The 25,573-nt window shown below is 71.8% G+C and carries 28 protein-coding genes and 1 riboswitch; of the genes, 10 read left to right on the forward strand and 18 right to left on the reverse strand.

All coding sequences use genetic code 11. The features are described from left to right. Nucleotides 1–44 precede the first annotated feature (44 nt). The 7 genes from ABTX78_RS22740 to ABTX78_RS22770 all read right to left on the reverse strand — a co-directional run bounded on the left by ABTX78_RS22740 (nt 45) and on the right by ABTX78_RS22770 (nt 7,131). A complete protein-coding gene (locus tag ABTX78_RS22740; protein WP_352208619.1) occupies nt 45–1,088 on the reverse strand; it encodes a zinc-dependent alcohol dehydrogenase family protein in 1,044 nt (347 codons plus the stop codon). A gap of 96 nt (nt 1,089–1,184) precedes the next feature. Continuing rightward, nucleotides 1,185–2,060: a sterol desaturase family protein gene (locus tag ABTX78_RS22745; RefSeq protein WP_352208620.1), complete on the reverse strand. Its 876-nt coding sequence runs from the start codon at nt 2,058–2,060 to the stop codon at nt 1,185–1,187. A 120-nt stretch (nt 2,061–2,180) separates the two neighbouring features. Then, nucleotides 2,181–2,903 carry a VIT1/CCC1 transporter family protein gene (locus tag ABTX78_RS22750; RefSeq protein WP_352208621.1) on the reverse strand — a complete coding sequence of 241 codons (723 nt, stop codon included), beginning with the start codon at nt 2,901–2,903 and terminating at the stop codon, nt 2,181–2,183. A gap of 24 nt (nt 2,904–2,927) precedes the next feature. Then, the gene (locus ABTX78_RS22755) at nt 2,928–4,157 is read right to left on the reverse strand and encodes an amidohydrolase family protein (protein WP_352208622.1); all 1,230 of its coding nucleotides are present in this window, start codon (nt 4,155–4,157) and stop codon (nt 2,928–2,930) included. Beyond that, nucleotides 4,154–5,440 carry an amidohydrolase family protein gene (locus ABTX78_RS22760; protein WP_352208623.1) on the reverse strand — a complete coding sequence of 429 codons (1,287 nt, stop codon included), beginning with the start codon at nt 5,438–5,440 and terminating at the stop codon, nt 4,154–4,156. Before ABTX78_RS22760 ends, ABTX78_RS22755 begins: the two co-directional genes overlap by 4 nt. A 9-nt stretch (nt 5,441–5,449) precedes the next feature. Then, entirely contained in the window at nt 5,450–6,334 is an 885-nt protein-coding gene (locus ABTX78_RS22765) for an SDR family NAD(P)-dependent oxidoreductase (protein WP_352208624.1), read from the reverse strand. Further along, on the reverse strand, nt 6,331–7,131 hold the full coding sequence (locus ABTX78_RS22770) for an acetoacetate decarboxylase family protein (protein WP_352208625.1): 801 nt from the start codon (nt 7,129–7,131) through the stop codon (nt 6,331–6,333). Before ABTX78_RS22770 ends, ABTX78_RS22765 begins: the two co-directional genes overlap by 4 nt. Nucleotides 7,132–7,250: 119 nt before the next feature. On the opposite strand from ABTX78_RS22770, the gene ABTX78_RS22775 reads away from it, so the two are divergent. The 6 genes from ABTX78_RS22775 to ABTX78_RS22800 all read left to right on the forward strand — a co-directional run bounded on the left by ABTX78_RS22775 (nt 7,251) and on the right by ABTX78_RS22800 (nt 12,810). Beyond that, complete coding sequence (locus ABTX78_RS22775) at nt 7,251–7,919, forward strand: TetR/AcrR family transcriptional regulator (protein WP_352208626.1); 669 nt, start codon at nt 7,251–7,253, stop codon at nt 7,917–7,919. A 148-nt stretch (nt 7,920–8,067) separates the two neighbouring features. Beyond that, complete coding sequence (locus ABTX78_RS22780) at nt 8,068–9,051, forward strand: DEDDh family exonuclease (RefSeq protein ID WP_352208627.1); 984 nt, start codon at nt 8,068–8,070, stop codon at nt 9,049–9,051. A gap of 53 nt (nt 9,052–9,104) precedes the next feature. Further along, nucleotides 9,105–9,338, forward strand: a complete 234-nt coding sequence (locus ABTX78_RS22785; protein WP_266991763.1) for a metallothionein — start codon at nt 9,105–9,107, stop codon at nt 9,336–9,338. A gap of 71 nt (nt 9,339–9,409) precedes the next feature. Next, nucleotides 9,410–10,198 carry an SURF1 family cytochrome oxidase biogenesis protein gene (locus tag ABTX78_RS22790; RefSeq protein WP_352208628.1) on the forward strand — a complete coding sequence of 263 codons (789 nt, stop codon included), beginning with the start codon at nt 9,410–9,412 and terminating at the stop codon, nt 10,196–10,198. Nucleotides 10,199–10,262: 64 nt separating this feature from the next. After that, nucleotides 10,263–12,050, forward strand: a complete 1,788-nt coding sequence (locus ABTX78_RS22795; RefSeq protein WP_352208629.1) for a glycoside hydrolase family 15 protein — start codon at nt 10,263–10,265, stop codon at nt 12,048–12,050. Nucleotides 12,051–12,054: 4 nt separating this feature from the next. Continuing rightward, entirely contained in the window at nt 12,055–12,810 is a 756-nt protein-coding gene (locus tag ABTX78_RS22800; RefSeq protein WP_352208630.1) for an SDR family oxidoreductase, read from the forward strand. A gap of 23 nt (nt 12,811–12,833) precedes the next feature. Here the strand turns inward: ABTX78_RS22800 and amaP are convergent, their stop codons facing one another. The 8 genes from amaP to ABTX78_RS22840 all read right to left on the reverse strand — a co-directional run bounded on the left by amaP (nt 12,834) and on the right by ABTX78_RS22840 (nt 18,491). Continuing rightward, nucleotides 12,834–13,412: an alkaline shock response membrane anchor protein AmaP gene (amaP, locus tag ABTX78_RS22805; RefSeq protein ID WP_352208631.1), complete on the reverse strand. Its 579-nt coding sequence runs from the start codon at nt 13,410–13,412 to the stop codon at nt 12,834–12,836. Between the two features lie 6 nt (nt 13,413–13,418). Next, complete coding sequence (locus ABTX78_RS22810) at nt 13,419–14,069, reverse strand: DUF6286 domain-containing protein (RefSeq protein WP_352208632.1); 651 nt, start codon at nt 14,067–14,069, stop codon at nt 13,419–13,421. After that, nucleotides 14,066–14,443: an Asp23/Gls24 family envelope stress response protein gene (locus ABTX78_RS22815; protein ID WP_502993934.1), complete on the reverse strand. Its 378-nt coding sequence runs from the start codon at nt 14,441–14,443 to the stop codon at nt 14,066–14,068. The genes ABTX78_RS22810 and ABTX78_RS22815 overlap by 4 nt, the downstream gene beginning before the upstream one ends. Beyond that, nucleotides 14,440–14,631, reverse strand: a complete 192-nt coding sequence (locus ABTX78_RS22820; RefSeq protein ID WP_313947111.1) for a hypothetical protein — start codon at nt 14,629–14,631, stop codon at nt 14,440–14,442. The genes ABTX78_RS22815 and ABTX78_RS22820 overlap by 4 nt, the downstream gene beginning before the upstream one ends. Nucleotides 14,632–14,642: 11 nt before the next feature. Next, the gene (locus ABTX78_RS22825) at nt 14,643–15,140 is read right to left on the reverse strand and encodes an Asp23/Gls24 family envelope stress response protein (protein WP_352208634.1); all 498 of its coding nucleotides are present in this window, start codon (nt 15,138–15,140) and stop codon (nt 14,643–14,645) included. 238 nt (nt 15,141–15,378) lie between these two features. Then, nucleotides 15,379–16,170, reverse strand: a complete 792-nt coding sequence (locus ABTX78_RS22830) for an enoyl-CoA hydratase/isomerase family protein (protein WP_352208635.1) — start codon at nt 16,168–16,170, stop codon at nt 15,379–15,381. Between the two features lie 129 nt (nt 16,171–16,299). After that, a complete protein-coding gene (locus ABTX78_RS22835; RefSeq protein ID WP_019060653.1) occupies nt 16,300–16,518 on the reverse strand; it encodes a helix-turn-helix domain-containing protein in 219 nt (72 codons plus the stop codon). 374 nt (nt 16,519–16,892) lie between these two features. Then, on the reverse strand, nt 16,893–18,491 hold the full coding sequence (locus ABTX78_RS22840) for an ABC-F family ATP-binding cassette domain-containing protein (protein ID WP_352208636.1): 1,599 nt from the start codon (nt 18,489–18,491) through the stop codon (nt 16,893–16,895). A gap of 284 nt (nt 18,492–18,775) precedes the next feature. Here ABTX78_RS22840 and ypfJ point away from each other — a divergent pair, with 284 nt between their 5' ends. Next, nucleotides 18,776–19,666, forward strand: a complete 891-nt coding sequence (gene ypfJ / locus ABTX78_RS22845; protein ID WP_352208637.1) for a KPN_02809 family neutral zinc metallopeptidase — start codon at nt 18,776–18,778, stop codon at nt 19,664–19,666. 93 nt (nt 19,667–19,759) lie between these two features. After that, nucleotides 19,760–20,158: a VOC family protein gene (locus ABTX78_RS22850; RefSeq protein ID WP_352208638.1), complete on the forward strand. Its 399-nt coding sequence runs from the start codon at nt 19,760–19,762 to the stop codon at nt 20,156–20,158. A gap of 68 nt (nt 20,159–20,226) precedes the next feature. On the opposite strand, the gene ABTX78_RS22855 is transcribed toward ABTX78_RS22850, so the two are convergent. The 3 genes from ABTX78_RS22855 to ABTX78_RS22865 are packed head-to-tail and all read right to left on the reverse strand — an operon-like array spanning nt 20,227 to nt 23,514. Further along, nucleotides 20,227–21,612 carry a hypothetical protein gene (locus ABTX78_RS22855; RefSeq protein ID WP_502993936.1) on the reverse strand — a complete coding sequence of 462 codons (1,386 nt, stop codon included), beginning with the start codon at nt 21,610–21,612 and terminating at the stop codon, nt 20,227–20,229. Between the two features lie 56 nt (nt 21,613–21,668). Beyond that, nucleotides 21,669–22,796 (reverse strand): alpha/beta hydrolase, encoded by a 1,128-nt coding sequence (locus tag ABTX78_RS22860; RefSeq protein WP_352208640.1) that lies wholly within the window; start codon nt 22,794–22,796, stop codon nt 21,669–21,671. A gap of 55 nt (nt 22,797–22,851) precedes the next feature. Beyond that, on the reverse strand, nt 22,852–23,514 hold the full coding sequence (locus ABTX78_RS22865; RefSeq protein WP_352208641.1) for a class II aldolase/adducin family protein: 663 nt from the start codon (nt 23,512–23,514) through the stop codon (nt 22,852–22,854). A gap of 223 nt (nt 23,515–23,737) precedes the next feature. Here ABTX78_RS22865 and ABTX78_RS22870 point away from each other — a divergent pair, with 223 nt between their 5' ends. Next, nucleotides 23,738–24,982 carry an inorganic phosphate transporter gene (locus ABTX78_RS22870; protein ID WP_352208642.1) on the forward strand — a complete coding sequence of 415 codons (1,245 nt, stop codon included), beginning with the start codon at nt 23,738–23,740 and terminating at the stop codon, nt 24,980–24,982. A 13-nt stretch (nt 24,983–24,995) separates the two neighbouring features. After that, complete coding sequence (locus ABTX78_RS22875; RefSeq protein ID WP_352208643.1) at nt 24,996–25,217, forward strand: hypothetical protein; 222 nt, start codon at nt 24,996–24,998, stop codon at nt 25,215–25,217. Between the two features lie 119 nt (nt 25,218–25,336). Next, nucleotides 25,337–25,475, forward strand: a riboswitch (cobalamin riboswitch). Nucleotides 25,476–25,573: the final 98 nt, after the last annotated feature.

Consider the following 25,573-nt stretch of genomic DNA (forward strand, 5'->3'; position numbering starts at 1 on the left):
TGCGCCTGGGTGCGTCCGCGTGCCCGGGCGTGCCACTCCGTGTGTCAGGGCTTGACGAGGACCTTCAGCGCCGTGCGCTCGTCCATCGCCCGGTAGCCGGCCGGAACACCATCGAGCCCGACCGACAGGTCGAACACCGGCGACGGGTCGAGGGAGCCGTCCAGAACGTCCGGCAGCAGCTCGGGGATGTAGGCGCGCACGGGCGCGACCCCGCCGCGCAGCGAGATGTTGCGGTCGAACATCACGCTCAGGTCCAGGCCGGTACCGCTGCCGTGCGGCACGCCGACATAACCGATCGCGCCGCCGTCGCGGGTGACGCCGACCGCCGTGCGCATCGACTGCTCGGTGCCGACGGCCTCGATCACGGCGTGGGCGCCGCCGCCGCCGGTCAGCTCGCGGACGGCCTCGACGGCCGCCTCACCGCGCTCGGCGACGACATCGGTGGCGCCGAAGGTACGGGCGATGTCGGTGCGGGTTTCGTGACGGCCCAGCGCGATGATCCGCTCGGCGCCGAGCCGCTTGGCGGCCAGCACGCCGCAGAGCCCGACAGCGCCGTCACCGACGACGGCGACCGTGGTGCCCCGGGTCACGCCCGCGCCGACAGCGGCGTGGTGGCCGGTGCCGAGCACGTCGGAGAGCGCGAGCAGCGCCGTCAGCAGCCGGTCGTCGGACGCGGCGTCGGCGGGAAGCTTCACGAGGGTGCCGTCGGCGAACGGTACCCGGACCGCCTCGCCCTGGCCGCCGTCGGAGCCGACGGAGCCCCAGAAGCCCCCGCGGGGGCAGGAGGTCTGGAGACCGGCGGAGCAGTACTCGCAGGTGCCGTCGGACCAGACGAAGGGCGCGACGACCAGATCGCCCGGCGTGAAACCGGAGACCTCGGCGCCCGCTTCCTCGACGACGCCGAGGAACTCGTGCCCGATGCGCTGCCCCGGCTGCCGGGCGGTCTCGCCGCGGTAGGCCCACAGGTCGCTGCCGCAGATACAGGCCCGCAGCACCCGCAGGACTACGTCGGTGGGCTGCTGGACCGCTGCGTCGGGCACCTCCTCCACCCGGATGTCGTGCGGGGCGTGGATGACGGTGGCGCGCATGCCGCGGGTCCTTGCTGATCAGTCGGATGGGACGGTCGTCCGACGTCACGGTACGCCCGCGGGTGAAGCCCGGCGACGCCGGCCGGGGTGCGCGCGTCAGGCGACCTTCTCCGGTGCCGGTGCCTCCACCGTCACCCCGGCGCCGGCCGGCTGCCAGCCGGGGCCGCGGAACACCCGCCCGGCCCGTTCCCGCCAGGTGGCCGCCGCCCGTACGTCGCGGGCGATGGCCGCGTACTCATGGGTGGCCACCCGCAGTGGGTTGTAGGTCTCGATGTTCTTGGTGAGCCCGAAGACGGGCCGTTCGGTCTCCGCCGCGAAGGAGCCGAAGAGCCGGTCCCACACGATGAGGATGCCGCCGAAGTTGCGGTCCAGGTAGCCGCCCTGGGAGGCGTGGTGCACGCGGTGGTGCGAGGGCGTGTTCAGGATGTACTCGAAGGGCCGCGGCAGCTTGTCGATGCGCTCCGTGTGAATCCAGAACTGGTAGACGAGGCTGGCGGACGAGCAGAAGGCGAGCGCGGCCGGGTGCACTCCGCAGGCGACGAGCGGGAGATAGAACGGCCAGACGGTCAGGCTCGTCCAGGGCTGGCGCAGCGCCGTGGTGAGGTTGAACTTCCGGCTGGAGTGGTGGACCACGTGGCAGGCCCACAGGATGCGGACCACGTGGTGCCCGCGATGGTTGAAGTAGTAGAAGAAGTCCTGGGCGAGCAGCATCAGCGGCACGGTCCACCACAGGACGGGCACGCGGGCCGGGGTGAGTTCGTACACCACCATGTAGATCGCCAGGATCGGGATCTTCCAGAAGAAGTCGAAGGCGAGGCTGCCGAGCCCCATCCCCAGACTGGTGGCGGCGTCCTTGGACTCGTATCCGGCGGCATCGTCGTCGGGGTGGAGGCGGTAACTGACCATCTCCAGGACGGTGAGCAGCACGAAGGCGGGTATCGACCACAGCACGACATCGGGCAGGTGCGGCATGCGTGCACGGTAGAGGCACGGTGCGGGGCGCGGCTAGATGGTGTTACCGACAAGTATGAGAGACGGGATGTCAACAAGCTGTGGTGGGTCCCGACATACGGCCCGTCGGCGGAACGCCCCTCAGACCCCCACCGCGCCCAGCAGCGATCCCACCGCGTACGTCACGGCCATCGCCACCGCTCCCCCGCCGACGTTCCGCAGCACCGCCCGGCCGGCGGGCGCCTCTCCCAGCCGGGCGCTCCACCAGCCGGTGAAGGTGAGGGCCACCAGGACCGAGACGACGGTCACCGGCAGCCGGAGCCGATCCGGCGGCAGCACGATCGCCAGCAGCGGCAGCAGCGCGCCGGTCGTGAAGGCGAGCAGGCTCGCGAGGGCCGCGCGCCAGGGGTCGGCCAGGTCGTCCGGATCGATGCCGAGTTCCACGCTCGCGTGGGCGCGCAGCGCGTCGCGCTCGGTGAGCTGGAGGGCCGCCTCGCGGGCCACCTCCCGTGACAGGCCCCGGCCCGTCAACAGGCCGGTCAGTTCGTCGAGTTCGGCGTCCGGTTGCTCACGCAGCTCACGCTTCTCCAGAGTCAGTGCCGCCTTCTCCGAGTCCCGCTGGGTGGACACGGAGACGTACTCGCCGGCGGCCATGGACATCGAACCGGCGAGCAATCCGGCGAGGCCCGCGGTCAGCAGGGCGTCGCGGTCGGAGGTGGCACCGGCGACGCCCACCACGAGACCGGCGGTGGAGACGATGCCGTCGTTGGCGCCGAGCACCGCGGCCCGCAGCCAGTTCAGCCGCGTGCCGAGTGCTCGGCCGTGGGGCTCGTCATGCGGCGTCGGGGGAGGCGCTCCACTCATGCGGCGAGGTTCCCACCGCGGGTGTCACCACACGCGCACCGACCCGCCCCGGGCGAACGCGGGACTGGCCGCGCCCTGCGGTACGTCGTCCAGCGGCCGGGCGATCTCCTCCACCGTCGGACCGACGCTCGCCGCGATCGGGTCGAGAAGGCCGAGGTCGAAGCCGTAGACCCGGGCGGCGTTGCCCCCGGCCATCACCGCGATCTCGTGGGGCGGCAGACCCGCGTAGGCGATGCGGAGGCCTTCGCGGGAGTAGGGGGTGGTGCCTTCGTCGTGCGGGTAGTCGCAGCCCCACATGATCTTGTCGAGGCCGATCCGGTCGCGCAGCGGCACCTCGTGGGGCCGCATGAAGCTGGCCCCGACGAAGCAGTTGTCCCGCCAGACCTCGCTCGGCCCCCGGCCCATCGCGCCGGCGAGCCCGGCGCCGAACCTGGACTCGGCCGTCGCCGTGCGCGCCGCCGCCGCGACCAGCCTCCCGTGGTAGTAGTCGAGCATGTCGAGCACGCCCGGGATCCAGCCGGAGCCCTGCTCGGTCAGCACCAGGGTGAGGCCCGGGTGGCGGCGGAAGGCACCGCTGAAGATCAGATGCCACAGCGCCCGGTGCGAGAACCACGTCGTCTCCACCATGAAGACCGCCCGGGCCGCCGGTTCCTCGCCCAGCGGCGGGGACGCCGACCCGCCGTGATGGTTGACGGGTACGCCGAGTTCGTCGCAGACCGCCCAGATCGGGTCGTACGTCCGGGAGTACAGCTCCGGCAGTCCGGAGCCCGGCGGTGTGCCGGGCAGCAGAATCCCGCCCGTGAGACCGGCCTGTTTGGTGCGACGGATCTCCCGCACCGCCTCGTCGGGGTCGTTCAACAGGATCTGCGCGACCCCGGCCCGGCGTCCGGGGGCCTCGGCGCAGAAGTCGGCGAGCCAGCGGTTGTGCGCGCGCAGTCCGGCCCAGCGCCGTTCGTACTCCGCTCGGGTGGGCGTCGGGGCCATCAGCGAGGCGCTGGGGAAGAACGGCGGGATGGTGTTCGGGTAGACGACCTCGGCGACGATGCCGTCCGCCTCCAGTTCCGCGAGCCGGCGCGCCGAGTTCCAGTTGCGGTCGGCCGTGTCGGCGAGCAGGTCCTCGTACGGATTGACGTAGCCGGCGGCCCAGGCGTCGAAGTCGTCGTGGTGGCGTTTTTCCAAGTACGGCCGGTAGTCCAGCAGATCGGCGCCCGCGTGGCAGTCGGCGGAGATGACGGTGTAGCGGTCGGCGCTCATCCGCGCACCCCCAGGACGGGGAAGTCCTGGCCGGTCAGCCAGTGCCGGCCGGCCTCGCGCGACGCGGCCCAGGAGTCCTCCACGGCCTGCTGGTCGGCCGACTGGCCGAGCTCTGCCGGGGTGGGGCCGATGCGCCGGGCGAGGGGCTCCAGTTTCGCGGTGTCGAAGCCGAAGACCTCGGCGGCGGCCAGTCCGAGCATCCGGCGGGTCTCCGCGACGGGGATGTCGTGGAAGGTGTTCCTCAGCCACTCGCGCGTCTTCGGCCAGGTGCCCTCGGGGTGCGGGAAGTCGCTGCCCCACAGGATGTTGTCGACGCCGATCTCGTACCGCTGGGCGAGTTCGCGGCGCTTGGTGTTGGTGGCGCAGACGAAGACCTGCCGGTCGAGGTACTCGCTGGGCGGGCGCCGCAGTTCGGCGAACGGGGAGAGCTTCTTGCCGCCGTGCGCCCCGAGGTAGAGCCGGTCCATGAACCAGAGCAGGTTCGGCAGCCACCAGCAGCCGGACTCGGCGACGCCGAACCGCAGCCCCGGGTGGCGTTCGAAGACTCCGGACCAGAGCAGGAACCACAGCGGGCGGGCCGGCCACCAGGTGACCTCGGAGACGTAGATGCCCAGATGTTCGCCGTACTCGTGGCGCGGTGCCGCGCCCGAGTGGGTGACCAGCGGCATGCCCGTCTCCTCGGCGGCCGCCCAGACCGGGTCGTACCGCCGGTCGTGGTACGGGGCCTTGTCCATCCACATCGAGGGGATCATCAGCGCGCCGAGGCCGGACTCCCTGGCGCGGTGGATCTCGGCGACGACGCCCCCGACGTCGCCCGTGACGGGCAGCAGGGCCACCCCGCAGTGCCGTTCGGGATGTTCGCCGACGAACTCGGCGAGCCACCGGTTGTGGGCCCGGGCCCCGGCCATCCCGAGGTCGGGGTCCTGGTCGCCGCGGAGACCGAGCCCCACACCGAAGGGTGCGGCCGTGCCGCTGTCGACGGCGTCCGCGTCGGGGAAGACCACTTCGGCGGCGATCCCGTCGCCGTCGAGTTCCTTGATGCGCCGCTCCGGCTCCCAACCTCCCTTCAGGCCCTCCTCGTTGTCACTGAACCACCGGGTGGCGAAGTCCTCGTTGCGCACGCCGAGGCGGGTCATCTCCTCGCGCCGGGCGTCCCGGCCCGCGAGGAACTCGTCGAACGCGCGGTGGAACCGGGCGTCCAGATAGGGCCGGTACCGTTCCGTCGGCAGTCCGGCGTGGCAGTCGGAGGAGATGATCAGGTACGGGTCGTTCCGGTCCGTCATGACACGTCCTCAATCCAGGATGAAGCGCTCGAGGTAGGAGGGGTCGGTCCGGTCGAGCATCGACGCGGACCGGGCGCGGATCTGCCGGTCGCTGTGCTCGCCCGGCGGCAGCATCCAGAAACGGCCGGCGCGGATGCCCTCGACGACGAACGCGGCGACGTCCTCGACCGGGGTGAAGGCCACGTCCTGCCCCGCCTCCTTCATCGCCGCCTCCCACTGGCCGAGGGTGCGGTACGGGGTTCTGCGGGGCCGTTCCTTCGCATAGCGCGCGGGCCTGTTGCGGTGCGACTCCCACAGTCCGGTACGGAGCATGTGGGGGCCGGGGAAGAGCACGGAGGCGCCGACGCGGGCGTTCTCCGCCTTCAGATGGGCGTAGAGCGACTCGGTCATGGTGACGACGGCCGCCTTGGTGACGGCGTAGACGGACGCGGTCGGCAGCGGGGCGATGCCTCCGTCGCCGGAGGAGGTGTTGACGACATGGCCGGGCTCGCCGCTCGCGATCATCCGCGGCACGAAGGCCTGGATACCGTGGAAGACACCCCAGACGTTGACGGCGAAGGCCCACTTCCAGTCGTTGGGCTCGTGCTCCCACATCCGCCCCTCGGCGCCCGATCCGACGCCCGCGTTGTTGCAGAGCACATGCACGGCGCCGAAGGCCTCGTAGGCGGCGTCGGCCAGCGCGAACACCGCGTCGCGGTCGGCGACGTCGACGACCCGGGCGAGCACCTTCGCGCCGTCGCCGGTCAGTTCGTCGGCGGCCTCGCGCAGCGCGCTCTCCTCGACGTCGGCGAGGACCACCGCGAGGCCCTCGGCGGCGAACCGCCGCGCCATCGCGCGTCCGATGCCACCGGCGGCCCCGGTGACCACGGCCACCTGTCCCTCGGTGAGCTTCATCGGACGCTCCCGGCGGGCGGGCCGTCCAGGATCTGCTGCGGGTCGTCGTAGCGCTGGTGAAGGTAGGGCAGGAACTCCCGCGCGCTCACCCGACCGGCGACCCTGCCCTTCTGGTCGCTGGTCTTCTCGCCGATGGTCAGCTCGACGACGCGGCGTACGGGGAGGTCGGCGACGGGGTCGTACATGGACTCGCGGAGCACCACGTCGCCGGTGAGCCGCTCCAGTCTGCGGACCTTCTCGCGGCGGACGCAGTGGACGAGGACGGGATCGGCGTCGAATCCCGAACCGTCCACGGCGGGCAGGAACTTGACGTAGAAGTCGAGCTTCTCGGCCGGCTCCGGCAGCGGGAGCGGTCCGGCGACGGCGCCGCGGACCTCCACGAAGGCGATGCCGTGCCGGGCGAGCGCGGCCCGGACGACGAGTCCGTCCCGTTCCAGGGTGACGTCACCCAGTTTCTTCGGCTCCCCGAACACCTCGCGTCCGCCGATCAGCGCGCGTTCGTGGGTCATCGGCATGACCAGCGGGTACCAGCCCTCGCGCCCGTCGTGCAGGGCCGAGACCGCGACCGAGCCGGCGCCGAGCGGATAGCCGGGCAGTTGCACGCGGCTGACGGCGGCCCGTACGAGCGGCCGTTCGGCGGGCACCAGCGGTGGCGGCAGTACGGCGGCCACCGCGTCCGGGTCGCTCTCCCACACCGCGACGACACCCGTCGACCAGATGTCGGGGAGCTTGGTTCCTGCCGCGCGGGCGGCGGAGATCTCCGCCGCCGAGCGCGCGCCGTACCGTACGCGTGTCATGTCGTACCGCCCTTCCTGGGAGTGCCTTTCCGGGGGTCCGCCGCACAGCGGCTGTAACACAGTTACACCGGAGCCGATGAAGGGTAAAGAGCCGTGCAGGCACGAGAATCGAGGGCACCATGACCCGTACCGCCCTGACCCGTGACGACGTTCTCGACGCGGCCGCCGCCCTCGTCCGGCAGCTCGGCCCGCAGGCCCTCACGATGCGCAAGCTCGCCGCCGAGCTCGGCACGGCCGTCACCTCGATCTACTGGCACGTGGGCAACCGCGAGTCCCTGCTGGACGCGCTGGTCGAGCGGACGGTGCACGAGATGGGAGCGATCCGGCCCGCCGGCCGCACCCCCGCGCAGCGCATCGTCTCCGTCGCCCGCCGTCTCCATCGCGAGCTGCGCGAGCGACCCCACCTAATCGCGATGGTGCACGAACGCGGCCTCACGGACCGGATGTTCCTGCCCGCGCAGCAGGCTCTCGTCCACGAGGTGCACGCGGCCGGGCTGCGCGGGGCCCGGGCCGCGGAGGTGGTGCGCTCCGTGCAGTACCAGGTCGTCGGCTTCGTTCTCGTCGAGCGCAACCGCGACCGCTCTCCCCTCCAGTCCCCCGCCCGCGGGGAGCTGTGGGACACCCGGACCGCGGAACACGACCCGGCGCTGGCGAGGGCGCTCTCGCGTCCGGCGGACCCGGAGAAGCTGTTCGAGACGTCGGTACGGGCGTTGGTGAGCGCGCTGCTCGAACCGCCGGGGCGGTCCGGTGAGACGGATTCGCACGGAGCCGCCCGCGCGGACCGGTGAGACGGACGGACCCGAACCGGGCCGCCGGCACCGGCCGGTGACGGACCCGAACAGGGCCGCCGACACCGGCCGGTGCCGTCCGTTCTGGTACACGGTCAGGTGACGCCCGGACAGGTGTTGTCAGTCCCGGCCCGTATTCTCTGTGACCATGCTCGACGACATCTCGACAGCGGCACCGTGGCCGGCCGCGTATCCCCGGGGATACGCGGTCGTCGACGTGGAGACCACCGGACTCGCCCGCGACGACCGGATAATCTCCGCTGCCGTGTACCGCCTCGACGCCCGGGGCGAGGTCGAGGACCACTGGTACACCCTGGTCAATCCCGAGCGTGACCCGGGGCCGGTGTGGATCCACGGGCTGACGAGCGATGTGCTCGAAGGGGCCCCGCTGTTCGGGGAGATCGCCGCCGACTTCTCCGAACGGCTCGACGGCCGCGTGCTCGTCGCGCACAACGCCATCTTCGACTGGTCGATGATCGCGCGGGAGTACGCCCGTGCGCGGGAGACGGCGCCCACCCGCCAGCGGCTGTGCACCATCGCCCTGGCCAAGGAGCTCCGCCTGCCGCTGCCCAACCACAAGCTGGCGTCGCTCGCCGCGCACTTCGGGGTCGTCCAGCAGCGCGCGCACCACGCGCTCGACGACGCGCGGGTGCTGGCCGAGGCGTTCCGGCCGAGCCTGCACACGGCGGCCCGGGACGGCGTGCGGCTGCCGCTGCTCGAATGCCGTCCGCTGACCGAGTGGTCGGACTCCCCCGTCACCCCGCGCGTCGGCCATCAGCCGTCGTACGGACAATCGCCCTACGGTCGGGGCACCTGGCGTCCCGCCCGCCGCCGCCCGGCCTGCCCCTACCCCAACCCCGGACGGTACGAAGCGGACAAGCCACTCAAGCAGGGCATGCGGGTGGCGTTCTCCGGCGACACCTCCGTGGAGCGCGAACTGCTGGAGGACCGGGCGATCGAGGCGGGACTCCATGTCGCCACCAGCGTCTCCCGGCTCACCAGTCTGCTGGTGAGCAACGACCCCGACTCGGCCACCTCCAAGACCGTCAAGGCGAAGGCGTACGGCACCCCGGTGATCGACGAGGCGGCGTTCACCCAGTTGCTGCGGGATGTGGACCCGGCAGACGAGTGATGACCGGGCGTGCCGCCCACGCTTCGGCGACCCTGCCCCGCACCCTGTGGCGCATGGCACGTTGCGAGGTTTGCGGAAACGACTACGGCATGTCCTTCGAGGTGCACGCGCAGGGCGCGGTGCACGTCTTCGACTGCTTCTCCTGCGCCATTCACCGCATGGCGCCCATCTGTGAGCACTGCCGGGTCCAGATCATCGGCCAGGGCGTCGAGGTCGAGGGTCACTGGTACTGCGGCGGGCACTGCGCCCGGGCGGAGGGTCAGGTGGGCATCGTCGACAAGGTGTGAGGTCCGGCGGAGCCGGCCCGGACGGGGACCCACCGTCCGGGCGCCGCGCCGCAGCGGGTACGGTCGAAGCCGTGTACCGCTTCCTGTTGTCCCGGCAGTGGGTGATCCTCACCCTCATCGGCCTCGTTCTCCTCCCCACGATGGTCGAGCTGGGTTTCTGGCAGTTTCACCGCCATGAACGGCGGGTCGAGCAGAACGCGCTGATCGCCCGGAACCTGGCGGCGAAGCCGGTCCCGGTGACCGAGCTCACCTCCCCCGGGCAAACGGTTCCGCGCGCGGACTACTGGCGCCGCGTCACCGCCACCGGCACGTACGACACCGCACACGAGGTCGTCGTCCGCCGCCGCACCAATGCCGACGAGCGGGTCGGCTTCCACGTCCTCACCCCTCTGGTGCTCGCCGACGGCCGGGCCGTCCTCGTCAACCGCGGCTGGATCCCCACCGCGGCCGACCAGCGGGCCTTCCCGACCGTCCCGCCCTCCGCCCGCGGCACGGTGACGATCACCGGCCGGCTCAAGGCGGACGAGACGACGAAGGGCAGCGGGATCAAGGACCTCGCCGGTCTGCCACCGCGCCAGGTCATGCTGATCAACAGCGCGCAGCAGGCGAAGGCGCTGGGCCGTCCGGTGCTCGGCGGCTATCTGGAGCAGTCCGCGCCCGAGCAGGCCGGAAGCAGCCCCGAACAGATCGCCGAACCCGACCACGAGTCGATCGGCTCGCACATGGCGTACGCCGTCCAGTGGTGGCTGTTCGCCGCCGGGGTACCCGTCGGCTGGGTGATTCTCGTCCGCAGGGAAAGGCGGGACCGGCAGACCGCGGCGGCACAGAGCACCCCGGAGCCGGCGCCCGCGAACGTCTGACGGCCCCTCGGGGCAGGCCGTATCCCCTGCTTAACGGCCCCGCGCGAAGGGAACACGCCACTGCGTGACCCTACGCATCGAGGACTACGCGCTCATCGGCGATCTGCAGACCGCGGCCCTGGTCGGCACGGACGGATCCATCGACTGGCTCTGTCTGCCCCGCTTCGACTCCGCGGCATGCTTCGCCGCCATCCTCGGCGACAAGGACAACGGCCACTGGCGGATGGCGCCCGAGGGCGCGGGCACCTGCACCCGGCGCGGCTACGTCGGGGACTCGCTCGTTCTGGAGTCGGTGTGGGAGACGCGCACCGGCACGGTGAAGATCATCGATTTCATGCCCCAGCGGGACGCCACCCCCGATGTGATGCGCATCGTGGAGTGCGTCAGCGGCCAGGTCGAGGTGACCTCGACACTGCGGCTGCGCTTCGACTACGGCTCGATCGTGCCGTGGATGCGCCGGGACGACGGCCACCGGGTCGCGATCGCGGGGCCGGACTCGGTGTGGCTGCGGAGCGAGCCCGAGGTCAAGACATGGGGTCAGCAGTACAGCACGGTCTCCTCCTTCACCGTCCGCGAGGGCGAGAAGGTGGCGTTCGTGCTCACCTGGCATCCCTCGCACCAGCCGCGGCCCGACCTCGTCGACCCGTACGAGGCGCTGGAGTCCTGCCTGTCGGACTGGGAGGAGTGGGCCCACCGGTGCGACATGAAGGGGCCGTACCGCGAGGCCGTGATCCGCTCCATCATCACCCTGAAGGCGCTGACGTACGCGCCGACCGGCGGGATCGCCGCCGCCCCGACCACCTCGCTGCCGGAGGAGATCGGCGGCGTACGCAACTGGGACTACCGCTACTGCTGGCTGCGTGACTCCACCCTGACCCTGGGCGCGATGATCGCGGCCGGCTACCAGGACGAGGCGGAAGCCTGGCGGAACTGGCTGCTGCGGGCGGTCGCGGGCGACCCGGCCGACCTGCAGATCATGTACGGCCTGTCCGGGGAGCGGCGGCTGCCCGAGACGGAGCTTCCGTGGCTCGCCGGGTACGCGGGCTCCCGTCCGGTGCGCATCGGCAACGCCGCCGTGGACCAGCTCCAGCTCGATGTCTACGGCGAGGTCATCGACTCCCTGTACCTGGCGCGGGAGGCGGGCCTCGCGCCGGAGAATCACGCGTGGTACCTCCAGCTGAGCCTGCTCGGTTTCCTGGAGTCGAAGTGGCGTGAGCCGGACGAGGGGCTGTGGGAAGTGCGGGGTCCGCGCCGTCACTTCGTGCACTCCAAGGTGATGGCGTGGGTGGCGGCGGACCGTGCGGTGCGGACGCTGGAGAAGGACCCGGCGTTGCGCGGTGACGTGTCGCGCTGGCGTGCCATGCGGGACGAGGTGCACCGGGAGGTGTGCGAGAAGGGGTACGACCCGAAGCGGAACACCTTCACGCAGTACTACGGCTCCAAGGACCTCGACGCGGCGACGCTCCTCATCCCCCAGGTGGGATTCCTGCCGCCCCATGACCCCCGGGTGATCGGGACGGTGGACGCGGTCCGCGCCGAACTCGGCACGCGGGGCGGGCTGGTCCGGCGCTACAGCACGGAGGGCCGCACCGTCGACGGGCTGCCGGGCGACGAGGGGGCGTTCCTGGCGTGCTCGTTCTGGCTGGCGAACGCGCTGCGGATGACGGGCCGGGACAAGGAGGCGCGGGAGCTGTTCGAGCGGCTCCTCTCACTGCGCAACGACGTGGGGCTGCTGGCCGAGGAGTACGAACCGGTCTCGGGTCGGCAGCTGGGGAACTTCCCGCAGGCGTTCAGCCATATCGCTCTGGTGCACACGGCTCTCGCGCTGAGCGCGGACGAGGATGCAGGATAGGCCCATGGATCTTGGACTGAAGGACCGCGTCTACATCGTCACGGGTGCCTCGCGAGGGCTGGGGAACGCGTCCGCGCGTGCGCTGGTCGCCGACGGGGCGAAGGTCGTCATCACCGGGCGCGACGAGAAGACGGTCGCGGACGCCGCGGCCGAACTCGGTGCGAACGCCGTCGGGGTCGCGGTGGACAACGCCGACCCGTCGGGAGCGGAGCGACTGATCGCCGCCGCGCGGGCGCACTTCGGGCGTTTCGACGGGGTGCTGATCAGCGTGGGCGGGCCGCCGCCCGGGTTCGCCGCGGACAACTCCGACGAGCAGTGGCAGTCGGCGTTCGAGTCGGTGTTCCTCGGAGCGGTGCGGATGGCGCGCACCGCCGCGGCGGCGCTCGGCGAGGGCGGCGTCATCGGCTTCGTGCTGTCCGGCTCGGTCCACGAGCCGATCCCCGGCCTGACCATCTCGAACGGGCTGCGCCCGGGGCTCGCGGGCTTCGCGAAGTCCCTCGCCGACGAGCTCGGCCCGCAGGGCATCCGTGTGGTGGGCCTGCTCCCGGCGCGTATCGACACGGATCGGGTGCGGGAGCTGGACGCGCTCTCGGGGGACGCGGACGCGGCCCGCGCGTCGAACGAGTCCCGTATTCCGCTGCGGCGCTACGGCGCCCCGGAGGAATTCGGCCGCACGGCGGCGTTCCTGCTCTCCCCCGCCGCGTCGTATCTCACGGGCGTCATGCTCCCGGTGGACGGCGGCGCGCGCCACGGCTTCTGACCGCCCGGCGGACCGATCCGCCGTCAGGACACTCTGCGCGGGCGGTGCTTGGCCGCGCGCAGGTGGGCCTCCGTCGGCAGCGACTCCAGTCCCGCCGACTCGCGTGCGTGGGTGATCGCCTCGTCCGTGAGGCGCGCCAGCGTCTCGCGGGGGGAGACGTGAGGTTCCAGCAGGAGGCCCACCCGCGTCGCCGGTGCCGTACGGCTGCCGGTGAGCACGATGTGGGCGCGGGCCACCCCGTCCAGTGACTCCGACTCGCGCTCCAGGACGCCCTCCAGCGCCCGGCCTCGCAGCAGCGCGCCCTCGCCGTCGCCGCTCTCGACCAGGACCTCCGCCAGGCGCTTGCGGCGCAGTTGGGCGGTGAGGTGCCACAGCGCCAGGAGCACGAGCAGCGCGAGGAGCGCGATGACCACCGGCCACCACCAGCCCTCGCCCCGCCACCGCTCCCGGTCCGCGTCGCTGAGCAGCACGTCGTGCGGTCCGTCCCACGGCCACCAGGACGGCACCGCGAGACCAGCCGCGGCCGCGAGCATCCCTCCGCCCAGGCACACGAGCACCAGCCCGGCGAGGCCGATCAGGACCCGGTTGACGATCCGGAGCATGGGGCCTCACCCCTTCTTCGCGGGCGGCCGGCCGACGTGCACGGCCAGGGACGGCGGCTTGGCGAGCCCGAGTTCGGTGATGCCGAAGCCCACTGCGGCGTCCAGGTCCCGGCGTACGTCGTCGAGTTCGCGGAAGTGGGAGCGGGCCCGCACGGACACCTTGCCGCGCCGCATCCGCACCCGGACGGACTGCACCCCGGACACCTCCATCGCCCGGTCGCGGAGCATCAGGGCGGCCGCCTCCCGGTCGAGGCCCGCACGGACGGAGGGGACGTCCCGCCGCATCGGCAGCAGCCACCGCAGGCCGGGGCTGAGGGCGAGGACGAGAAGAACGAGGCCGAGGAGCACCGCGACGGACGCGGCCACCATCACCCAGGTGTTGTCGACCTGCCAGGAGGCGAGGCGTTCCGCCATGACGCGGCGCCACCGCATGCCGGGCCGGCCCGCACGGACGGCGGCGACGTCGTAGAGCAGGACACCCGCTCCGCCGAGCACGACGATCGCCAGCAGGGCCGCCGGCACCCTGCGCACCGACCAGAAGCGCCCCGCCCTGCCGCCGTCGCCTTCCTCCGGCGCCCCGGACCGGTCGTAGGCCGCGGCCGAGGCGGACTGGTCGAGGTCGAGCACGGGTGCCGCGGGCGGTACCGGCTCACTCATCTGATCCTCCCCTGCCCGGCCGAGCGCGAGTGCACCGAGTGCAGCCGTTCGACGAGCACGGCGACCTCGGGTACGTCCATCCCCGCCAACGCCTTTACCCGCTCAGCGACCCGGCGACGCACGGCGCCGCACTGTGCTCCGATATCGGACGGGTAGTGGAGCTCCAGGGTCACCCGCACGCGGGCGATGTCATGGTGCACCGTGACGGAGGCATGTGGCGGACTGCCGTCTTCCGGAACGGCGTGGAGCGCCTCACGTGCCGCACGCGCGGCGATCTTCGCCACGACCCGGTCGGCGATGACGGTCGCCCCGCGCTCGCCGGCTGCGACGCTTCCCCCGCCTCCGGGGGCGGGACCGGCGGCCACGGCGGTCACCGGGGCCGGTCGCCGCGCTCGCGACTGCGGAAGAACTCTCCGGGTTCGAGGTCACCCTCGAGGAACCGGCCCACCACAAAGCCGACCGCCCCCAAGGCAGCGACCAGCAGGAACGCGCCGAAACCGCCGAAGTATCCGGCGAAGGCGAGTGCCATACCGGCGATCAGGCCGACCACAGCCATGCTCATCGTGAGCTCCTCTACTGGATCCGCGGTTCGGGCTCGTCGTCCTCTTCATCGGGCAGCTTCACGTCGCCGACCGCGATGTTGACCTCGACGACCTCAAGACCTGTCATGCGCTCGACGGCGCCGACCACGTTCTCGCGGACGGCGCGGGCCACGTCGGCGATGGAGACGCCGTAGTCCACGACGATGTCCAGGTCGAGCGCGGTCTGCACCTCGCCGACCTCGGCCTTGACGCCGCGGCTTGCGCTGGCGCGGCTGCTGCCCGGTACGCGGTCGCGGACGGCGCCGAAGGTACGCGCCGCCCCGGTGCCCATCGCGTGCACGCCGATGACGTCACGGGCCGCGAGTCCGGCGATCTTCTCGACGACTCCGTCCGCGATGGTGGTGCGTCCGCGGGTCGCGGGGTCCCCGGAACCACGCTTGGTCGTCGACGGCTTCCTCGGCTCTTCGCCCGAGCCGGACAGGTCCCTGCCGGGGTTGTCGGGCCGGTTCCTCGGCGCGGTTTCAGTCATCGCCGTGTGTCCTTTCCGGGCTATTACGGGCATTGATGTCCACATTAGGACGGGTTGCCCGCTTTCGCGCCGAAGATGCGCCAGGTCACGACACTGGCCCGCCGACACGTCACGGCTGAGGCGCGGCCGTACGGGCCGGGATTGACGGGCCGGACCCAGGAGGAGGCGAGGCCGGCGCTGTACGGGAAACGCACGGCGGCCGACTCGCCCAACCGGGGAACGGCCGGCCGCCCGGGTGTCAGTCCCCGATACCCGCGAGATCCCGCAGCCGGCGCGCCTGCGCCGCGCGCTCGGCGGTGCGCTGCTCCTCGAAGGAGCGGCCGTGGACCCCCTGGAGCAGCGCCTTCGTCTCGATCACGGCATCGCGCGGGGCGGCGAGCAACGCGGCGGCCAGATCGCGTACGGCGCCGTCGAGTTCGTCGCCCGGCACCACGAGGTTGGCCAGCCCTGTGCGCTCGGCCTCCTCGGCATGCACGAAGCGGCCCGTCGCGCAGATCTCCAGCGCGCGGGCGTAGCCGACGAGCGACACCAGGGGGTGCGTGCCGGTGAGGTCGGGGACGAGTCCGAGGCTTGTCTCGCGCATGGCGAACTGCACGTCCTGCGCCACGACCCGCAGATCGCAGGCGAGAGCGAGCTGGAAGCCCGCTCCGATCGCATGGCCCTGAACGGCCGCGATCGTGATGACATCACTGCGACGCCACCAAGTGAACGCCTCCTGGTACTCGGCGATGACAGCGTCGAGTTCCGTGTCGGAGCCCCGTGCCAGATCGAGGAAGGACGGCTCACCCTCGAAGCCCTCGGGCGTGAACGCCTGCCGGTCGAGTCCGGCGGAGAAGGACTTGCCCTCACCGCGCAGCACCACGATCCGTGCAGTGCCCGGCAGTGACCGACCCGCCTGCGCCAACGCCCGCCACAGAGCGGGAGATTGGGCGTTGCGCTTGTCCGGGTTGGTCAGGGTCACCGTGGCAACAGCGTCCTCGACGGTGAGCCGTACGCCATCCTTGTCGAGCACAGAGTCGAGCGAAGTCATGGGGGCGCCTCCGGATCAGGTGCAGTCAGGTGCAGATTAGCTAAGCGACTGCACAGTAACCACCCGGTCGGACAACCGACCGACCGGGTGGCCACCGTCTGGAACCGGTGGACCGAAGGAGCCAGGTCGTCAGGCCGAAGCCTTCTTGCCTCGTGTTGCTCCGCCACGTCCCCGCAGCGTGACTCCGGACTCGCTGAGCATCCGGTGAACGAACCCATAGGAACGGCCGGTCTCTTCGGCCAGCGCCCGGATGCTCGCACCGGAGTCGTACTTCTTCTTCAGGTCTGCCGCGAGCTTGTCGCGCGCGGCGCCGGTAACCCGGCTGCCCTTCTTCAGAGTCTCGGCCACCCGTGCCTCCTCATGGGAAGTGCGCTCTGGACTTCTCATGATCACCCCTTGCGGGCTTCCTGGCCACCCATTCGGCAAGGTCCGTACGACGAGCTTTGCCGTGCGCGGGGCGGTCGCCACGACCGGAGTCCTTGATTCCGAGTGCCCGTAGTCGCACGTCAGACCGATCTTTCCGAAGAACGGCCAGGTCAGGCCGGGTGGGCGGGAGCCCGCGCCGACAGGGACACGGACGACGGCAATCCGCTCGGCGCCACGCCGTAGTACGAGACGCACTCACACAGATGATGGATCACGTGTCGGCCGAATGATCCATACGGAGTGGATCAGTGCACCACAGGCCCGGAGACCGGGGGCCGCACGGCCCCCGGCGGCGGTCAGGCGAGGGCGACCAGGTCCGCGTAGTCCTTGCCCCACAGGTCCTCGACGCCGTCCGGCAGCAGGATGATCCGCTCCGGCTCCAGCGCCTCGACCGCTCCCTCGTCGTGCGTGACGAGGATGACCGCGCCCTTGTAGGTGCGCAGCGCGCCGAGGATCTCCTCGCGGCTGGCCGGGTCGAGGTTGTTGGTGGGCTCGTCGAGGAGCAGGACGTTGGCCGACGAGACGACGAGGGTGGCCAGCGCGAGACGGGTCTTCTCACCGCCGGACAGGACCCCGGCGGGCTTGTCCACGTCGTCCCCGGAGAACAGGAAGGATCCGAGCGTCTTGCGCACCTGGACCAGATCGAGGTCGGGCGCGGAGGAGCGCATGTTCTCCAGGACCGTGCGGTCCGGGTCGAGCGTCTCGTGCTCCTGGGCGTAGTAGCCGAGCTTGAGGCCGTGGCCAGGGGTGACCTCGCCCGTGTCGGGCTTCTCCACACCGGCCAGCAGTCGCAGCAGGGTCGTCTTGCCCGCACCGTTCAGACCGAGGATGACGACCCGGGAACCCTTGTCGATCGCCAGATCGACATCGGTGAAGATCTCCAGCGATCCGTACGACTTCGACAGGCCCTCGGCGGTGAGCGGCGTCCTGCCGCAGGGGGCCGGGTCGGGGAAGCGCAGCTTGGCGACCTTGTCGGCCATCCGTACGTCTTCCAGCCCCGAGAGCAGACGCTCGGCGCGCCGGGCCATGTTCTGCGCGGCGACGGTCTTGGTGGCCTTGGCGCGCATCTTGTCGGCCTGGGAGTTGAGCGCGGCGGCCTTCTTCTCGGCGTTCTGGCGCTCGCGCTTGCGGCGCTTCTCGTCCGCCTCGCGCTGCTGCTGGTACAGCTTCCAGCCCATGTTGTAGACGTCGATGTTCGAGCGGTTGGCGTCCAGGTAGAAGACCTTGTTCACGACCGTCTCGACCAGGTCGACATCGTGGGAGATGACGATGAAGCCACCGCGGTAGGTCTTCAGGTAGTCCCGCAGCCAGACGATGGAGTCGGCGTCGAGGTGGTTCGTCGGCTCGTCCAGGAGCAGGGTGTCGGCGTCCGAGAACAGGATGCGGGCGAGCTCGACCCGGCGACGCTGACCGCCGGAGAGCGTGTGCAGGGGCTGGCCGAGCACCCGGTCGGGGAGCCCGAGCGCGGCGGCGATGGTGGCGGCCTCGGCCTCGGCGGCGTATCCGCCCTTGGTGAGGAACTCCGTCTCCAGGCGCTCGTACTTCTTCATCGCCTTCTCGCGGGTGGCTCCCTGGCCGTTCGCCATCCGGTCCTCGTTCTCGCGCATCTTCCTCAGCACGGAGTCGAGGTCGCGGGCGGAGAGGATCCGGTCGCGGGCGAGGGTGTCGAGGTCGCCGGTGCGCGGGTCCTGCGGAAGGTAGCCGACCTCGCCGGAGCGGGTGATGGTGCCGGCAGCGGGGATGCCCTCACCCGCGAGGCACTTGGTGAGCGTGGTCTTGCCGGCGCCGTTGCGGCCGACCAGGCCGATGCGGTCGCCCTTGGCGATACGGAAGGAAGCGGACTCGATGAGTACGCGCGCGCCGGCGCGCAACTCGATGCCGGAAGCGGTGATCACGGACAGACTCCAGGGCGGGTGGGCGGCGGAAGGGACGGTCGCGGAAGCTTCGACGCCGTCTAATGCGCAAGGAGAATGGCCATGGAGGCCAGTCTAACCGGGCGGTGCAAGTGGTTGTGCCGCTGCCGGGGCGGGGGCCGCGGCCCCCGGGGAGGCTCCGGGGCGGGCCGCCCGGAGGCGATCGCGACAAAAGGGGCGAGTCATCGCGGAATGATCAATACTCGGCGCCAGGTGGCGCCGGCGGCGGGCCGGCGCCACGCCCGCACAGCCGAGGGTGATGGCTCATGCAGTTCGACGACGACGCCGATCTGGACACCTCCGAGGTCCGGGACGTGCGCGGCAGCCGCGTCCCCGGCGGCAGGGCGACCATCGGCGGCGGCATCGCGGGAATCATCGCGCTGATCCTCGGCCTGTTCTTCGGCGTCGGACCCGAGCAGCTCGGCCTCTCCTCGGGCGACACTGCCCCGGCCCCGACGGCCTCCACCCAGGCCGAGGTCGACCAGGCGTGCCGGCGGGGGTCGGATGCCAACACCCGCGAGGACTGCCGGATCGTCGCCGTGGTCAACAGCGTGCAGGACTACTGGCGTGCGGAGTTCCCGCGGCGGCAGGGGCGCTGGACCGACGCCCGCACCGTGATGTTCACCGGGCAGGTGGGCACCGCGTGCGGGGCCGCGACCGCGGCGGTGGGGCCGTTCTACTGTCCCGCCGACCGGCAGGTCTATCTGGACCTCGGCTTCTTCGACGACCTGCGGACGACGTTCGGGTCGACCGGCGGGCCGTTCGCCCAGGCGTACGTGGTGGCCCACGAGTACGGCCACCATGTTCAGAACCTGATGGGCACCCTCCAGCGCGCCCAGGACGGCCGGCAGGGTGCCAACAGCAACGCGGTGCGGGTGGAGCTCCAGGCCGACTGCTACGCCGGCGTCTGGGCACACCACGCCACGACCACCCCCGACGAGCGGACCGGCAGGCCGGTGCTGACGACGCTGACGGACGCCGACATCAGGGACGGCCTGGACGCGGCGGCGGCGGTCGGCGACGACCGGATCCAGGAGAGGTTCCAGGGCCGCGTCACCCCCGAGTCCTGGACGCACGGCTCGGCGGCGCAGCGCCAACAGTGGTTCTCCACGGGCTACCGGACCGGCGACATGGCGCGCTGCAACACCTTCGTCTGACGGTCCGGGCGGGGCTCCGGGCGTTGTCGGTGGCCGGTGCCAGACTGAGACCCAGATCACATCCCCACCGTCGAGCATGAAGGAGTGATCGGAATGGCACAGTCACCGAGCATCAGTCCGACCCTGGTCTATGCGGACGCCAAGGCGGCGATCAGGCAGCTCACCGAGGCCTTCGGCTTCACCGAGCACGCGGTCTACGAGGACGAGAACGGCCGGGTGGTCCATGCCGAGCTGATGTACGGCAACGGCATGGTGATGCTGGGCAGCAAGGGCACCGGCGGAGAGTTCGGCAAGCTGATGACGGACGCCGGGCCCGCCGGTGTCTTCGTCCACGTCGACGACGTCGACGCGCACCACGGCAGGGCCGTGGAGCACGGGGTGGACGTGGTGATGCCGCCGACCGATCAGGACTACGGGTCGCGGGACTACATGGCGCGCGACATCGAGGGCAATGTGTGGAGCTTCGGCACGTACGCCCCGGGATCGGCGTAACCGGAGGGGCCGGGACCCGGCCCCTCCGGTTACGGACGTCGCTCCTGGGCGCCGGGCCCGGAAGGGGGCTACGAGCCGCCGGTGTGCACCTGGAACGCCGCCCGGCGCACGGCCTTGGCGAGTGCCGGGTCCGGATGCGCGGCCGCGAGCGCGACCAGGACCTGGACGGTGCGGGGGTGACCGCCGGCCCGGACCTCGTCGAGGAGCGCCGGGACCGTGCCCTGGACCGCCGAGTCGAGGTGGCGCAGGAGGAGTTGGGGCTCACCGTGGTCGGCGACGGCCGCCGCGGTGTCCACCCAGAGCCAGGTGGCTTCCTCCCGGGTGAGGACCTCGGCGGCGTCCTCGGGGTCGGCCCCGTCGTACTCCGCGAGCCACAGCAGCGCGTAGGGGCGCAGCGAAGGCTCGTGCGCGGCGGCGCGGACCTCGCCCTCGGCAGGGGCGCCGACGACGCGCAGCGCCTCGAAGGCGAGGCCGCGCAGCAGGGCGTCCTCGCCGCGGGCGACACCGAGGAGTTCGGCGACGGCGCTGGAGACGGTACGGGCGGCCAGCCAGGCGCGGTACTCGGCGCGGGCCGGTCCCGGGGTGAGGCGGGCGCAGCCGCGGAGCATGTCCTCGGCCGACACCTCGATGTTGCCGGCGGGGCTCTGCGCGGCGACACAGATCTGTTCGAGCTTCACCCACACCGCCCAGTTGCCGAGCGGGGTGAGCGTGGCGGAGCCGCCCGCGTCGAGCGTCAGGGCGCCCACGGCGGACAGACCCTCCAGGGCCCAGTCGAGCAGCGGCGGCAGAGGGGCGGCCGAGGCGGCGGGGACGGGCTGCTCCTGGAGGCCGTACGGCACCTCGCAGCGCTCCTCGCGCAGTTCGGCGACGCGCTGCTCCAGCAGGTCGAGCAGCGCGGGCACCAGGACCGGGCCCGCGGAGAGCTGGAGGAGCGAGAGCAGTTGGGGGACGGCCTCGACGACCTCGGCGACCGCGGTGGGGGCGACGTCGGCGGGGGCCGGGTGGATCAGCGACCAGGCGTCGAAGAGGGCGACCCAGCCGCGCAGGACGGCCATGTCGTCGCGGTCCCAGGCGCGCAGACGCCAGCCGGGGCGTGCGGTGTCGCCGTGCAGTTCGACCAGACCGGCGAGACGGGCCCGGTCCCAGCCGGTGCGGACCTGGAGCGGAGTCAACTCCAGTGCGGCGGCGGCCCGTTCCTGCGCCCGGTCGGCGAGCGGAGCGGTGCTGGGGTCCCTTTCGACGGCCGCCCAGCGGGCGATGCGGACGGCGTCCGCGAGCACCGCCCGTGCCTGACGGGCGAGCTCCGCGGGCGGGGGTGTGCCCTCGGGGGGCCTGGGTGCCGGCCGGGTGCGCCGGGTCGTCACGGCCCGTCGTGCGGCGGCCAATGACCGCGGGCGGACAAGACGGAGTCTGGAGTTGCGCGCCAATTGCTCATCAGGCTTTCGGGACGTCACAGGGAGCAGTGTTCCCGCTGTCGGCCCGAAAGCCCAAACGGAACCTGGTGGGCCGCCTACAGGAGGGGCGTGAGGAAGCGGCGCAGCGCCTCTTCGTAGGGGGCCGGGCCGGCGTTCCACATGGCCGCGTGAGGGGCCTCGCGGACCGTCTGGAGGCTGACGAGATCGGGGCGGGCGTCCGCGAGGTCGCGCGAGCGCCGCCAGGGCGCGAGGGTGTCGTCGGGGCCGTGGAAGATCAGGGTGGGCACCGTCAGGGCCTGGGGCTCGGCGACCGCCCGCAGCCGGTCGCCGTACAGCCCCGTCCTGCCCTGTGCGGCCCGGACGGCCAGGGGCAGCAGGACGGCGGGGGTGTGGCGCGCGGAGGCCAGACCGCGCAGGGTGGCTTCCCAGTCGAGGACCGGGGAGTCGAGGACGAGGCCGCTGATCCGGTCGCGCAGACCGGAGTTTGCGGCGGCGTACAGGGCCATCGAGGCGCCGGTGGACCAGCCGTGGACGACGATCTGTTCGGCGCCGTGGCGTACGGCGTAGCGGATGGCGGCGTCGAGGTCGCGCCATTCCGAGTCGCCGAGGTGGTTGAGGCCGTCGGGGGGCCTGGGCGCGTCGGGGTCGCCGCGGTAGCCGATCCCGAGCACCGGGCAGCGCTGGCTCCGGAGGAACGGCAGCAGGTTCAGGGGGTGTTCGCGGGTGGTGCCGAGACCGTGCACGGCGATCACCCAGGTGCCGCGGATGCCCGGCACGAACCAGGCCGGCAGCGGGCCGAGTTCGCCGGGGACGCTGACCTCGGAGCAGTCGATGTCGAGCGCCTCCCGCGGGTCGCCGCGGTACAGCTGTGGCGTCATCCGGACCCGCGTGCCCGGACCGAGGGTGCCGAGGACGACCCGCTCCAGACGGCGCACGAGCGTGTCGGCCGCGTGCGGCACGTCGTCGAGCACCTGGCCGACGATGGCGTGGATGCCGGGGCCGACGAGGCCGTATCTGCCGGGGCGGCGGGACGCCAGGCTGCGCGTGAGCGTGACCTGGCCGGCGGCCACGGCGTGCACGGTGAGCTTCGGCTCTCCGGGCAGCGGGCGGCCGGGCGGCGCCTTGAGCGCGGCGTCGCTGGCGTAGCGGCCGGCCGCGAACGCGGCCGCGCCGGCACCTATCAGAGTGGTGACGGCCGCTGCCGTCGCTGTAGCCGGGCGCACTGCTCCAGTGTCGGTACCGGCGGGCCGCCCTGCCAGTGGACGGACGCCACCGGTGTCAGCGGCCCTGGCCGTAGCCCCGCAGCCGCTCCTCGACCTCGGCCAGCTGGGCGCCGGAGAGCAGGGTGGGCGTGCGGCCGGGCACCGAGGAGGCGGTCAGCCAGAGCCGGCACATCCACTCCAGCTGGGCGGTGCGGTCGTACGCCTGATCGAGCGTGTCACCGTGGGCGACGGTGCCGTGGTTCTGGAGCAGACAGGCGGTGCGGTTTTCCAGGGCCGCCCGCATGCCGGCCGCCAGCTCGTCCGAGCCGTAGAGGGCGTAGGGGGCGACGCGTACGGGTCCCCCTAGCGCCGCCGTCATGTAGTGGATCGGCGGCAGCGTGGGGACGAGGGTGGAGACGGCCGTGGCGTGCACGGCGTGGGTGTGCACCACGGCCCTCGCCGAGGTGCCGCGGTAGACCTCCAGGTGCAGCGGCAGCTCACTGGTGGGCTTGAGGTCGCCGAGGACCTGACGGCCGTCGAGGTCGACGCCGACGGCGTCCTCGGGGGTGAGCCGGTCGTAGGGCACTCCGCTCGGGGTGACCAGGACGAGATCGCCGGCCCGTACCGAGACGTTGCCCGATGTACCCACGACCAGGCCTTCCGCCGCCGTCCTGCGGGCCGTGGCCACGAGGTCGCGCCATGCCCGGTCGATGGTCTCCTGCCGCTCCGCATCGGTCATGCGGCGATCCTGCCAGGCCGCCACGGAGGGCCGGGGAGGGGCGGTGACACAGATCACGGAATGGACGTTCGACGCCGTGGAGAGGCCTGATCGCGCCACCGAGTGAAAGCGGAGCAGCGGACCCGCACTTGGAGACACCGCAAAGCCTGCCCCAGTTCATCTTCCGTTCATCCAGGTTTCCTAGGTTCCACTGGCCACTGACGTCCATAGATTGCCTGGGTAAATGGAACACATCACGCTGCTGCTCGCGATCGTGATCGTGACGGCTCTCGTGTTCGATTTCACGAACGGTTTCCACGACACCGCCAACTCGATGGCGACGACCATTTCGACGGGAGCCCTGAAACCCAAGACCGCGGTGGCCATGTCCGCCGTGCTCAACCTCGTCGGCGCGTTCCTGTCCGTGGAGGTCGCCAAGACGATCTCCAGCGGCATCGTCACCGAGTCAGGCATCACCCCGGAAGTCATCTTCGCGGCGCTGGTCGGCGCCATCCTCTGGAATCTGCTCACCTGGCTGATCGGCCTGCCCTCCAGCTCCTCGCACGCCCTCATGGGCGGACTGGTCGGCGCCACGATCGCCTCGGTCGGCGTCAGCGGCGTCAACGGCGGCACCGTCGTCACCAAGGTGCTGATCCCCGCGATCGCGGCCCCCCTGGTCGCGGGCATCGCCGCCTACCTCGCCTCCCGGCTGACCTACCGGATCGGCCGGAACACCGACGAGAAGACCACCGCCAAGGGCTACCGCGCCGGTCAGATCGCCTCGGCGGGCCTCGTCTCGCTGGCCCACGGCACCAACGACGCCCAGAAGACGATGGGCATCATCACGCTGGCCCTGGTCGCCGGCGGCGTCCTCTCCCCCGGGTCCAACCCCCCGATGTGGGTCATCCTCTCCGCCGGTCTCGCGATCGCGCTCGGCACCTATCTGGGCGGCTGGCGCATCATCCGCACCATGGGCAAGGGCCTGACCGACCTCCAGCCGCAGCAGGGCTTCGCCGCCCAGACCAGCGCGGCGAGCGTCATCCTCGCCTCCTCCAATCTCGGCTTCTCGCTGTCGACCACGCACTCCTGCTCCGGCGCGGTGATGGGCGCGGGCCTCGGCCGCAAGGGCGGCGTGGTCCGCTGGTCCACCGCCACCCGGATGTTCGTCGCCTGGGGTCTGACCCTGCCGGCGGCCGCGCTGGTGGCGGCGGGCTCGGAGTTCGTCACCCGCCAGGGCGACTGGGGCGTGGCGGCCGTCGTGGTCTTCCTGATCGGCTCCTGCGCCGCGATCTGGCTGGTCTCCCGCCGCCAGGTGGTCGACCACACCAACGTCAACGACACGAGCGCGGACGGCGAGCCCGCGGGTGTCGTGACCGCCGCCATCGCGGCCGTCACCCCGCCGCCGGCCGGCACCCCGGCCCAGGACCTCCAGACGACCATCCCGGCTCCGGCCCCCGAATCCGAGCCGGCCCGCACGGCCGCGGTGTAAGGACAGAAACAGCATGAGCATCGACTGGGCAGCTCTCGGCTCCGTCTTCGGCGTGAGCCTCGTCGCCACCGTGGCCCTGGTGGGTCTGTTCACCCTGGGCGTGGTGGGTCTGAGCAAGCAGGAATCGGCGTCCGCGCAGGGAGGATCGGCGACCCTGGCACGCACGGGCGCCTATGTGTGCTTCGCGCTCTGCGCGGCAGCGGTGACCTACGGGATCTACCTCATCGTCAGCTGACGCCACAGCGTCATCACGCGCATCCCGTGCCGGGCCGGGCACCCTTTGGGGTGACCGGCCCGGCTTTCGGGTGTGGGGCTCAGCACACTGTCCCGTCGCAGGTCAAAGGCAAGTTGACGCAGTTCGGGCGGCGTGGTGGACTGCCGGGGCCATCTACGGCGGCAGCAGAGGAAGCCGGTGCGAATCCGGCGCGGTCCCGCCACTGTCACCGGGGAGCAGTCCCCGGAAGCCAGGAACTCTCACCGCCGTTCACGTCGAACCAGGGCGCGGACACCCTGAGTGAGGACATATCGCCATGCCCGGCTGCGGTTCCGTTCCTGCTGTGAGTACGGCCCTGAGTTCACGGTCGCACCGAG

This window comes from Streptomyces sp. NPDC096193 (assembly GCF_040302905.1).
Taxonomy (GTDB): Bacteria; Actinomycetota; Actinomycetes; order Streptomycetales; family Streptomycetaceae; genus Streptomyces.